Source organism: uncultured Agathobaculum sp., assembly GCF_963927765.1.
In the GTDB taxonomy this organism is placed as follows: domain Bacteria; phylum Bacillota; class Clostridia; order Oscillospirales; family Butyricicoccaceae; genus Agathobaculum.
On sequence record NZ_CAWVCU010000076.1, the window covers coordinates 1 to 10511 of the forward strand.

The 10511-nt window shown below is 56.6% G+C and carries 14 protein-coding genes; 4 read left to right on the forward strand and 10 right to left on the reverse strand.

Annotation, left to right across the window (positions count from 1 at the left end; all coding sequences use genetic code 11):
• Positions 1-109 precede the first annotated feature (109 nt).
• The 6 genes from ABGT74_RS06545 to glyA form a co-directional block, all read right to left on the reverse strand.
• The gene (locus ABGT74_RS06545) at positions 110-463 is read right to left on the reverse strand and encodes a hypothetical protein (RefSeq protein ID WP_297283237.1); all 354 of its coding nucleotides are present in this window, start codon (positions 461-463) and stop codon (positions 110-112) included.
• A 40-nt stretch (positions 464-503) separates the two neighbouring features.
• Positions 504-956, reverse strand: a complete 453-nt coding sequence (locus ABGT74_RS06550; protein ID WP_346704939.1) for a nucleoside 2-deoxyribosyltransferase — start codon at positions 954-956, stop codon at positions 504-506.
• Between the two features lie 24 nt (positions 957-980).
• Positions 981-1529, reverse strand: a complete 549-nt coding sequence (locus ABGT74_RS06555) for a putative ABC transporter permease (protein WP_346704940.1) — start codon at positions 1527-1529, stop codon at positions 981-983.
• A gap of 107 nt (positions 1530-1636) precedes the next feature.
• Positions 1637-2764 carry an acyltransferase gene (locus ABGT74_RS06560; protein WP_346704941.1) on the reverse strand — a complete coding sequence of 376 codons (1128 nt, stop codon included), beginning with the start codon at positions 2762-2764 and terminating at the stop codon, positions 1637-1639.
• Between the two features lie 26 nt (positions 2765-2790).
• On the reverse strand, positions 2791-4122 hold the full coding sequence (locus ABGT74_RS06565; protein ID WP_346704942.1) for a glucose-6-phosphate isomerase: 1332 nt from the start codon (positions 4120-4122) through the stop codon (positions 2791-2793).
• A gap of 214 nt (positions 4123-4336) precedes the next feature.
• Positions 4337-5581, reverse strand: coding sequence for a serine hydroxymethyltransferase (gene glyA, locus ABGT74_RS06570; RefSeq protein WP_346704943.1), 1245 nt, complete (start codon positions 5579-5581; stop codon positions 4337-4339).
• A 201-nt stretch (positions 5582-5782) separates the two neighbouring features.
• Between glyA and nth the strand changes: the two genes are divergently transcribed.
• Entirely contained in the window at positions 5783-6421 is a 639-nt protein-coding gene (gene nth / locus ABGT74_RS06575) for an endonuclease III (protein WP_346704944.1), read from the forward strand.
• A 62-nt stretch (positions 6422-6483) separates the two neighbouring features.
• Here the strand turns inward: nth and ABGT74_RS06580 are convergent, their stop codons facing one another.
• Together ABGT74_RS06580 and ABGT74_RS06585 are read right to left on the reverse strand one after the other, a co-directional pair.
• Complete coding sequence (locus ABGT74_RS06580; RefSeq protein ID WP_346704945.1) at positions 6484-7326, reverse strand: type III pantothenate kinase; 843 nt, start codon at positions 7324-7326, stop codon at positions 6484-6486.
• Positions 7327-7345: 19 nt separating this feature from the next.
• Positions 7346-7861: a metallophosphoesterase gene (locus ABGT74_RS06585; protein WP_297283245.1), complete on the reverse strand. Its 516-nt coding sequence runs from the start codon at positions 7859-7861 to the stop codon at positions 7346-7348.
• Between the two features lie 133 nt (positions 7862-7994).
• Here ABGT74_RS06585 and ABGT74_RS06590 point away from each other — a divergent pair, with 133 nt between their 5' ends.
• Genes ABGT74_RS06590 through ABGT74_RS06600 form a run of 3 tightly spaced genes read left to right on the forward strand, consistent with a single transcriptional unit; the run spans position 7995 to position 8964 of the window.
• Entirely contained in the window at positions 7995-8264 is a 270-nt protein-coding gene (locus tag ABGT74_RS06590; RefSeq protein WP_297283246.1) for a hypothetical protein, read from the forward strand.
• Positions 8265-8279: 15 nt separating this feature from the next.
• The gene (locus tag ABGT74_RS06595) at positions 8280-8666 is read left to right on the forward strand and encodes a hypothetical protein (RefSeq protein ID WP_297283247.1); all 387 of its coding nucleotides are present in this window, start codon (positions 8280-8282) and stop codon (positions 8664-8666) included.
• A 22-nt stretch (positions 8667-8688) separates the two neighbouring features.
• A complete protein-coding gene (locus ABGT74_RS06600; protein WP_297283248.1) occupies positions 8689-8964 on the forward strand; it encodes a hypothetical protein in 276 nt (91 codons plus the stop codon).
• Between the two features lie 34 nt (positions 8965-8998).
• On the opposite strand, the gene rsmA is transcribed toward ABGT74_RS06600, so the two are convergent.
• Both rsmA and raiA read right to left on the reverse strand, forming a co-directional pair.
• Entirely contained in the window at positions 8999-9868 is an 870-nt protein-coding gene (gene rsmA, locus ABGT74_RS06605; RefSeq protein WP_346704946.1) for a 16S rRNA (adenine(1518)-N(6)/adenine(1519)-N(6))-dimethyltransferase RsmA, read from the reverse strand.
• A 101-nt stretch (positions 9869-9969) separates the two neighbouring features.
• Entirely contained in the window at positions 9970-10497 is a 528-nt protein-coding gene (raiA, locus tag ABGT74_RS06610; RefSeq protein ID WP_297283250.1) for a ribosome-associated translation inhibitor RaiA, read from the reverse strand.
• Between the last annotated feature and the right edge of the window lie 14 nt (positions 10498-10511).

Sequence of the window (10511 nt, forward strand, 5' to 3'; positions counted from 1 at the left end):
CAGCAAAACGTGGCTGTTTCCTGCGTTCACTGCGATCAGCATGGCGTTTCTTCCTTTCCGGCGTATTGCCACCGCTATTATACGCCCGTGACGTCCGCTTGGCAAGCATTTATTTGGGCAGCATGACCGGCGCGGCCAGCAATGTCCACAGCGCCGCATATTTGGGACAGATTTGTCCCTGAATATTGCCCTTTTCCTGCGAATAGTCCCACACATCCATGTGATAAACGCGGTTGACCGTGCAGCCGACCACAAATTCCGCCGCTGTGATGCATGCCGCGCCGCACAGGCAGCGCGCAAGCGGCTTTTCCTCACGCACATGACTGCGCAGCCGGTGCAGCCCGACCAGCACCGCGCCGCCGGTCAGCGCCATCGTCCAATGCGTGTAGCCACGCCAAAGGATCTCGATGAGCGAATATCCACCTGCTCCCAACAAAAAAAGTCCCGCTGTTTGTCCTTTCATCACAAATCACCGGAACTTATTTTGCCTGTTTTGTCTTTTTTTATGCCTGTTCTGCGCGGCAAACCGCAAGCGCTGCGGCAAAATCGCCCTCGACAATGCGCGCGCTGCAAGCCAGCATCAGATTGAGCGGCAGGCCGAAATTCTCGACCGAAAAGCCGTTTTCATCCCGCTCGCCCAGCTTTTCGCGCAGGCTGCGCGCATCCGACACATAACCGTACACCGTTTTGCCCTTGGCAATGGCATAGCCGACCTCAAAGCAGGTGCCGCTGTCCGGCTCTGCCCCGCGGAACGGGTTGAGGTTGGCGATGACGATATCCGCGCTGTCGATCAGCCCGCAGTTGCCCGCAAAAATTTCCTGCGCAGTATTCGCCTCGTTGTCAAACGGATACAGGCCGACAAAGCCCTTTTCTGCGCACATCATTTTCATTTTCGCACCACGCTGCACCGCATCTGGCGCAAACACATCAAAGCCTGCAAGATAAATCTTTTTCATTGTCCTCTCCTTTTCTGCTCCGCATCACAACACACGACAGATGCAATCCACGACAAATAATATGAACAGCACTGTAAACAAAATCTGCCGCCATTTTTCACTTAGCCGCGTCATGCCCTTTTCCAGCAGCGGCTGCAAGCCGTACAGGATCACCATACCGCCCACCCCGAAGCGCAGACTAGCCGACAAGCAGATGCGCCCCTGCCACTGGATCGTGTAACGCGTATAGTCCCACAGCCAGCCGCCGGTCGTCCACTCAAGCAGATAACTGGCAATCAGCTCCACAACGGTCGTCAGCACGACCACCGCGGCGAACACCACAACCGGCATTATATTGACCCTGCCAACCCACAGCGGTCTGCGCGACAGTCCGCGCAAGCACCCCAGAATCAGCAGCGCCCCAATCCCGTATACCGGCAAATACGGCCCAAACAGAAAACCGCGGTTGGAAAATCCCCAGCGGTATACCACGACCTCCAGAAACACCTCATAAATCCAACCAAGCGCCGCATACACCCAGAAATACAGGAAACCCGTTTGAAAGCGCTCGAACCCCGTCTTGTTCTCTGCCACTGCCATACCCCCCTATCAATCGTACCAGCAGTATATCATACTTTTGCATGCGGGAAAAGCGGGCAAAATAAAAGCGGTCGCATAAAGCGACCGCTTTCTATGTAAAATCACGTTTTGGCTTGACCGCGGATTTTCCGAATTCCACGACGTACTATCGCTACCAGACTGTCCACCGCCCATGCGATGAGCACCGCACCCAAAATCGTACACACAGTCAGCACCCCATAAAACACATATCGGTTCATATACGGCCAATGCTCGAGCAAAAAGCGCGAGCAACGGGTCAGAACCAGCACATGCGCCAAGTACGCTTCATAGGAATGCTTTCCCACGAAACCGCACACGCGCTGCACCGCACGCCAACGCGCCAGCCATTCCGCCACCCCGTATAAAAACAGAATGGAAACCATGGTCAACACCGCATAGCCGGGCGAAAAATAGCTGACGCAGTTGAAATTGACCGCGCCCTCCTGATACACTGCGCGCACGCTCAGCCACATCGCATAGCCCACCGCGCCCACGCTTATCAGCCCCGTTGGCACGATCAGCCGACGCGCCCATTTGGCAAAGATTTCAGGACTTAAACCGCACAGCGCGCCCAACGCAAAATAGCCCGTCCACAGCAAAAAGCCGCGCGTGCGCCAAGTGACCAAAATCTGATGCGCCCAGCCATCACTCGGACGGAAAGCGAGCAGCAACAGCCATGCACCCAGCAGTACCGCAGACGCCACAATCAACCGTCGTTTGGTCGTGCAGCACCGCCGCAATCCGTTCCGCGCCACAAAAAACAGAGGCACCAACACGACGAACTGCAAAATCATCGTCACATACCACAGATGATAGCTCGCGTCGCCATACACCATGCCCCGCGCTACGCCGCGCAGCGTCACCGGCTTTTCCGCGTACCACAGATACACCGCCGTCCATATCGCATAGGGAATCACCAGCTGCCGCACCCGCTTTGCCAGATACGGCGCATAGCGCGGCGGTTCCCGATAAACATAAAACAATGCCGCGCCGAACAGCATCACAAACAGCGGTACTGCAAAACGAAGCGGCTCAAACGAAGCGGCAATGATCACCTTTTCGCTCGAACCGATGTCATACCGACGTGCGTATGCACCCAATATATGCTGCACCGCGACCGCCGCAAATGCGGCGGTACGCAGTACATCCCATGACGGCATATGCGGCCTGCGTGCAACGATAACCGCGCCGTCTTTTGTCTGTGTCATTGGAGCAAACCTGAATGCGTTCCCTTTTACAGGCGCGCTTCCAGCTCGCGGCGGCGCTCCTCAAAGCCCGGCTTGCCCAGCAGCGCAAACATGTTCTTCTTGTATGCCTCTACACCCGGCTGGTTGAACGGGTTGACACCGAGCAGATAGCCCGAAATGCCGCAGGCCTTTTCAAAGAAGTAAACCAGATAACCGAAGTGCCATGCGTCCGCCTTGTCGATCTCCACAATGATGTTAGGCGTACCGCCGTCCATGTGCGCCATCAGCGTGCCCTGATATGCCTTGGAGTTGACAAACTGCACGCTCTTGCCCGCCAGATAGTTCAGGCCGTCGATATCCTCAGCAGTCTCCTCGATATAGCTCTCCGAACGCGGCTCCTTGACCCAAACCACAGTCTCGAACATGTTACGGGTGCCATCCTGAATGAACTGACCGATCGAGTGCAGGTCGGTCGAGAAGTTGGCAGAAGTTGCAAACAGTCCCTTGTGATCCTTACCCTCGGACTCATCAAACAGCTGCTTGAACCACTCGCCGAGCATAACAAGAGCCGGCTCGTAGTTGACGAGAATTTCCATTGCCTTGCCCTTCTGATGCAGGATGTTGCGCAGCGCTGCATACTTGGCGCAGTCGTGATCGGTACCCTCGGCAAACGCCTTGCGTGCCTCAGCCGCACCAGCCATCGCCGCGTCGATATCCAAACCGGCCGCCGCCATCGGCAGCAGGCCAACCGCCGTCAGCACGGAAAAACGGCCGCCAACGTCGTCCGGCACAACAAAGGTCTCATAGCCCTCGTCATCCGCAAGCTTCTTGAGCGCGCCGCGCGCCTTGTCGGTGGTTGCGAAGATGCGCTCCTTCGCACCTTCCTTGCCGTACTTCTCTTCGATCAGCTTTTTGAAGATGCGGAACGCGATGGCCGGCTCGGTCGTCGTACCCGACTTGGAAATCACGTTGATGCAGAAGTCGCGCTCACCGATGATTTTGATGACGTCGTTGAGATAGGAGGACGAGATGTTGCTGCCAACAAAGTAAACCTCCGGGATACCCTCCGGACGGATGCCGTTATACATCTGGCCGTTAACGAACTCGATTGCAGCACGTGCGCCCAGATAGGAACCGCCGATGCCGATCACAACCAGCACATCGCAGGTCTGCTGAATTTTCTTGGCTGCCTGCTTGATGCGGGCAAACTCTTCCTTGTCATATGCTTCCGGCAGGTCGACCCAGCCCAGAAAATCATTGCCCGCACCGCTTCTGTTGTGCAGCGTATCCTGTGCCGCCTTCACCAGCGGCGCCATGCAGGCCAGTTCTTCCTCGCCCACAAAACCCTGTAATCCTGTCAGTTTCAATTCCATCGACATAACTGCATTTCCCCTTCGTTCATATTCTCCAAAGTCATTGAATTAACTTTCAATAACGCTTTTATTAGTATACCATATCTTTGCAAAAGCGCAAGGCGATTGTTGACCTTCTACAAAACCGCTCCTTGACCGACATGTAAATACGGTATTTTTTGCCCACTTCGTTGCTATGAAATGGGAAAAAGCCGTTCCCGACGTGGGAGCGGCTTTGCCTTTAACGGTAGATCGGGAATTTCGCGCAAATATCGCAAACATTGTGACGGATTTCTTCTGCCTTATTGTCGAAATCGGTCGCTGCCTGCCAGATAAATTCCGCAATATGCAGCATTTCCGGCTCACCGAAGCCACGCGAAGTAACCGCCGGCGTGCCGACGCGCTGACCGGAAGTGACAAACGGACTCTCCGGATCGTTCGGGATCGCGTTCTTATTGGCAGTGATATACACCTCGTCCAGACGGTGCTGCAATTCCTTGCCGGTGATGCCGGTCTTGCGCAGGTCGATCAGCATGAGGTGGTTATCCGTGCCGCCGGAAACCAGATCAAAGCCCTGATCGAGCAGCGCCTTTGCCAGCACGCGCGCATTGGTGATGACCTGCTGCTGGTATGCCTTGAACTCGGGCTTGAGCGCCTCGCCAAAGCAGACTGCCTTGGCCGCGATCACATGCTCCAGCGGGCCGCCCTGCGTACCCGGGAAAATCGCCTTGTTGAACTTCTTGCCCAGTTCCTCATTGTTGGACAGGATCACGCCGCCGCGCGGACCGCGCAGCGTCTTGTGGGTGGTGGTGGTCACCACGTCCGCATAGGGCAGCGGGCTCATGTGCAGGCCGGCTGCAACCAGACCCGCGATATGCGCCATATCGACAAACAGGTATGCGCCGACCTCGTGCGCAATCTCTGCAAACTTGGCAAAGTCAATGGCACGCGGATACGCGGACGCACCTGCAATGATCATCTTGGGCTTTTCCTTCTTGGCCAGATCACGCACTGCGTCATAATCAATATAGCCGTTTTCATCCACGCCGTAAGATACGATATGGTACAGCAGACCGGACTGGTTGACCGGCGAGCCATGCGTCAGATGGCCGCCATTGTCCAGACTCATACCCAGCACGGTATCGCCCGGCTGGCACAGCGCCTGATACACCGCCATATTGGCCTGTGCGCCCGAATGCGGCTGCACATTGGCGTACTTTGCGCCGAACACTTCACACACACGTTTGATGGCCAGATTCTCGACCTCGTCTACACATTCGCAGCCGCCATAGTAGCGCTTGCCCGGATAGCCTTCCGCATACTTATTGGTCAGCACCGAACCCATCGCAGCCATAACAGCTTCGCTGACGATATTCTCAGACGCGATCAACTCAATGTTGCGAGCCTGACGATCGTATTCTGCCTGCATCATACGACCCAACTCGGGATCATACGCCTTTACAAATTCCATTGCTTCGCGTACCATTTTTCAACCTCCAAAACGTGCGATTTCATTCTGCTATTTAATTAAACCATATTTTAATCCTTGATTCTATTGGCAAACAGATAGATTTTGCTCCTGCTTCTCCCCGCATTATGTTGAAAATGTTAAATTGGAGAACTTGTCTTGCATTCTCCACCAGATATGGTATGATAGTATCATATACGCTGTCAGGAGAGGATTCCCATGACCAAGAAAGAACGCGCTCGCGCGGTGACCGAACTGCTGCGCGAGGTCTATCCCGAAGCGATATGTGCGCTGCACTATACCCATGATTACGAGCTGCTGTTCGCCACCCGGCTTTCCGCCCAGTGTACGGACGCACGCGTCAATATTGTCACCGAAACACTGTTCAAGCAGTTTCCCACGCTGGAAAGCTATGCCGAGGCTCCGGAAGAGGAAATCGCGGAAGCGATCAAGACCTGCGGTCTGTTCCGCACCAAGGCGCGCGACCTCAAAGCCTGCGCGATCATGCTGCTGAGCGAATATGACGGCAAAGTCCCCGACAACATGGAGGATTTGCTCGAGCTTCCCGGCGTTGGCCGCAAGACGGCGAACCTGATCCTCGGCGACATTTTCGGCAAGCCTGCCATTGTGACCGACACGCACTGCATCCGCCTGTCCAACCGCTTGGGCTTTGTGAAAAACGAAAAAGACCCCGTCAAGGTGGAAAATGCGCTGCGCAAGCTGATCGACCCAGCTGAGTCCTCGGACTTCTGCCACCGTCTGGTGCTGTTTGGCCGCGAGCACTGCACCGCGCGCAACCCCAAATGCGAAAACTGCCCGCTCGGTGCGGTCTGCCCCTCTTATCCTGTCACAAAATAATATATTTCAAACGCAAAAAACGACGCAGGCATGCCTGCGTCGTTTTTTTATCCAATCCGGTGTTACTTGGTATCCCAGCCGTTTTCCTCGGTTGCTTCGATCAAACAGGTTTCACTGTTCAGTCCGCGCCCCTCAAAGGCCGGGCGGTTGTTTTCATAAATCAGCCGCAGCCCTTCCAGCGTCAGGTTGGGATCGACCTCGTCAATCAGGTCGCAGTACTCCGCCATCATGCGGCCCATGCCGCCCGTGGCGATCACGCGCGCATTGCCGCCCAGTTCTTCGCGAATGTCCGTGATGATGCCGCTCAGCGCACCAACATAGCCGCGCACTGCGCCCGACTGCATGGACTGCACCGTGGTTTTGCCGATAGCGTGCTCCGGCCGCTCGATATCCACGCGCGGCAGCTTGGACGCCTTGAGGAACAGCGCCTCCATTGCGACCTTAATGCCTGGGAAAATCGCGCCGCCCTGATAGGCACCGTTTTCGTCGATCGCATCAAACGTGGTGGCTGTACCGATGTCCACGATCACCAACGGCTTGCCATACTTGCGTACTGCCGAAACAGCATTGACCAGCCGGTCTGCGCCGACTTCGCGCGGGTTTGCATAACAGTTTTCAATGCCGATATCCACGTCGCGGCCCGCAATGACCGGACGCACCCGCAAATACTTGCGGATCGCGTTGATGAGTGTGTACATCACCGGCGGCACGACCGACGCGATGATAACCGCCCGTGTCTCGTTGCGATCAAGGCCGTGAAAATGATAATACTGCGAAATCTGCATGCCGAGCTCATCCGAAGTGCGCTCGGCGTTGGTCGAAATGCGGAATGTACCGCGCAGCCGCTCCCCTTCATATAATCCAAACACCATATTGGTGTTGCCTACGTCAATTGCCAAAAGCATATCTTTTCCCCTTAGCTTTTTAATGTCCAATTCTCTCACACCGCAACAATGCTCCATCCTCATCAAGGAGTTCGATTCGCTGCGGCTGCCCGTTTTCCACTGTCAGCCGACCATAGCTGGCCGGACCGCCGCGCGGCAGGCTGATACTGCCCGGATTGCAGACCAGAACACCGTGTACACGCTCCAGATACATGCGATGCGTATGCCCGAAAAAGGCAAGTCCGCAGTTTTCTTCCCGTGCGTGCTGTGCTACCAGCTTGCCTTCGCGCATGTAGACCTGTTCCCGATGCCCATGCGTGAGAAAAATACGCACGCCGCCGGACGTGACCACCGCATGCTCCGGCATATCGCGGTCAAAAAAATCATTATTGCCGCGCACCCCGCACACGGTCAGCTGCGGAAACACATGCTGAAGTTCACGCGCATCATCCGTGTGGTCGCCCAGATGCAGCACCATATCCGGTGCCTCCCGCTCAACCGCACAGGCCATGCTCACATTATAGCCATGTGAATCCGAAAAAATCAGTATCTTCAAGGCTCTGCCTCCTTTCCGGCGACACAGCAGTATTTTACAACGGGATCGCACGCTTGTAAACCCTCTCGCTCACATTTTTCCATTTCGCCGCATATACTGGCAACAAACGATGCATGGAAAGGGATGGGAACAAATGCCCAATCAAGAGGAAATTCTCCGCCGTATTGCGGAGCAGGCCGGAAAAGCCGATGCTCTTGCGCAGCTGCAAGCCGCTCTGCACACACCGGACGGACAAAAGGCCGCCCGGATCATTTCAGACCGCCACGCGGCCGATCTGGAACGCGCCGCACAGGCCGCCCAACGCGGCGATATGGGCGAAGCCGCCCGTCTGGCGCGGCAGCTGATGCAGACCGAGGAAGGCGCAGGCCTTGCCGCACAGCTGAAAAAAATCTTCGGCAAATAAGAAGGAGGCCCCGCTATGGATAACGATATGCTGTCCTCCCTGCTGAGCGACCCGGAAGCGCTGCAAAACGCGATGAAAACCGTCTCCGGTATGCTGGGCGGCACGGAACAGTCCGCGCCGTCCTCCGTCAATGACTACGATCCCACCGCCGAGTGGATGGAGCGGGCGCTTCCCGTGTTCGGCGCGATCGTCCAGAGCGGGCAAGGCGCGGTGAAACAGGAAAAGCGCGCCCTTTTGGGCGCGCTCAAGCCGTTCGTCACCGATGAAGTTGCAGGCCAGTTCGATCACGCCATGCGTCTGGTCAGCATGGCGCGCATGGCGCGCGCAGCGCTCGGCCAGTTCGGCCAGCTGCGACGCTCGGACGGCGCTGCGCCGCCCGATGACAACACACGCGCGCTTTGAAGCGAAAGGAGGGCAACCGTTTTTGTACAACCGCTATCTGACCGAAGCCGCGCACAGCGCGCCGCTACATAACGAACCGCCACCGCAGCCCCCACCGCCCCCACCGCAGAGCGGGCAAGCCGCCTCCGTACTGGCAGACCTGTCACGCGGTCTGTCCGGCCGCCTGCAAAACATCCGTCTGGATGCGGACACCATTATCGCGCTGGTCATCGTCTGGTTTCTGCTTTCCGACGATGGCGGCGAGGTGGACTGGGAGCAGCTCATCCTGATCGGCGTGCTGCTCGTTCTGGGGATCTGACCCGCGTCAGATCCCTTTTTGCATGCCCACCATTTTATTGCGCCTGTAATCGTTCAGCCGCAGCATCTGCCAACTTTGCAAACTCTGCAAGGCTGAGCCGCTCGCCACGCACGCGCGTATTCAATCCGATCGACTCGATGAGCGATGTGATGCCGTCCTTGCCAAGTCGGTCGCCCAGTACTGGGCCGAGTGCATTGACCAGCGTCTTGCGGCGCATATTGAACGCCGCACGCACCAGCGAAAAGAACAGCTTTTCGTCCCGCGTTTCGACCGCGGGACGCTCAAGCGGGGTCAGCCGCAGCACGGCAGAATCCACCTTAGGACGCGGCACAAAGCAATCCGCGGGCACGTCGAACAGAATTTCTGCCGCCGCATGATACTGTACATAGATGGAAAACGCAGAGTATGCCGCCGTGCCGGGCGCGGCGCAGATGCGCTGCGCGACCTCCTTCTGCACCATGACCGTGATCTTGTCAAACGCGCGGCTCTCAAGCAGCGCGGTGATTGCGGGGGTGGTAATATAATACGGCAGGTTGGCGCAGGCAACGGCGTGTGCATCTCCGAATTTCTCCGCGCACAGCGCGGCAAGATCGAGCGCGAGCACATCGCCCTGCACGACCTCAAAATTGTCAAACTCCGCCATGGTTTCATCCAGCACAGGCAGCAGCGCGCGGTCCAGTTCGACCGCAACCACCCGCCCTGCCGTGCGGCACAGTTCCGCGGTCAGGCAGCCCATGCCCGGACCGACTTCGACCACGTTGCCGGCTTCCGCCGCGCCGCTCATAGCGGCAATGCGCTGCGGCACAGAAATATCGGTCAGAAAATTCTGTCCGAGCGATTTAGAAAAGTGGAATCCGTGCTTTGCCAGCACCGCACGGATCACATCAATATCACAAAGGTTCATTTGTTTCCTTTCCTCAGAAAAGGCCGGCGGCAGAAGTGCCGCCGGCCTTTGTTTTGTTGTGTCAATGGAGCCTGTCCACACTTGGACGCCCCAATGTGTATTTATTCCTCGCCTTCGATCAGGCCGTAACCGCCTGCCGCACGCTTGTAAACGACCGCATGAATATTGTTGTCGTCCGCGTTGCGGAAGAAGTAGAACTGATGGTCGAGCAGATTCATCTGCAGGATCGCTTCGTCCACGCTCATGGGCTTAACGTCAAACTTCTTGCGGCGCACGATATCGAAATCCTCTTCCGACAGCGCGGCCTGCTGTTCCGCGATCTTATCAAACGCGCCCTCACGCAGACGCTTTTCCAAACGGGTTTTGTGCTTGCGGATCTGGCGCTCGATGCTGCTGATGGCACCGTCCACGGATGCAAACATGTCGGTCGTGGTTTCCTCTGCGCGCACGACCAGCCCGGCCTGACGCACTGTAATTTCCACGGTTTGCTTGCCGCGCAGCTCGCTGAAGGTCAGTGTCGTGTCGGAATCCTGATGAAAATACCGATCCAGCTTTTCGACCTTGCGCAGCGCGTATTGCCGCAGATCGTCGTCAATTTTCATTTTTCTCTCGACGATGGTAAACTTCATAACATCATCTCCTA

What these genes read in the sequence shown, in the direction of transcription:
- ABGT74_RS06545 (WP_297283237.1), bottom strand. Translation starts at nt 463, where the DNA reads ATGAAAGGACAAACAGCGGGACTTTTTTTGTTGGGAGCAGGTGGATAT.
- ABGT74_RS06550 (WP_346704939.1), bottom strand. Translation starts at nt 956, where the DNA reads ATGAAAAAGATTTATCTTGCAGGCTTTGATGTGTTTGCGCCAGATGCG.
- ABGT74_RS06560 (WP_346704941.1), bottom strand. Translation starts at nt 2,764, where the DNA reads ATGACACAGACAAAAGACGGCGCGGTTATCGTTGCACGCAGGCCGCAT.
- ABGT74_RS06565 (WP_346704942.1), bottom strand. Translation starts at nt 4,122, where the DNA reads ATGTCGATGGAATTGAAACTGACAGGATTACAGGGTTTTGTGGGCGAG.
- glyA (WP_346704943.1), bottom strand. Translation starts at nt 5,581, where the DNA reads ATGGTACGCGAAGCAATGGAATTTGTAAAGGCGTATGATCCCGAGTTG.
- nth (WP_346704944.1), top strand. Translation starts at nt 5,783, where the DNA reads ATGACCAAGAAAGAACGCGCTCGCGCGGTGACCGAACTGCTGCGCGAG.
- ABGT74_RS06580 (WP_346704945.1), bottom strand. Translation starts at nt 7,326, where the DNA reads ATGCTTTTGGCAATTGACGTAGGCAACACCAATATGGTGTTTGGATTA.
- ABGT74_RS06590 (WP_297283246.1), top strand. Translation starts at nt 7,995, where the DNA reads ATGCCCAATCAAGAGGAAATTCTCCGCCGTATTGCGGAGCAGGCCGGA.
- ABGT74_RS06595 (WP_297283247.1), top strand. Translation starts at nt 8,280, where the DNA reads ATGGATAACGATATGCTGTCCTCCCTGCTGAGCGACCCGGAAGCGCTG.
- rsmA (WP_346704946.1), bottom strand. Translation starts at nt 9,868, where the DNA reads ATGAACCTTTGTGATATTGATGTGATCCGTGCGGTGCTGGCAAAGCAC.
- raiA (WP_297283250.1), bottom strand. Translation starts at nt 10,497, where the DNA reads ATGAAGTTTACCATCGTCGAGAGAAAAATGAAAATTGACGACGATCTG.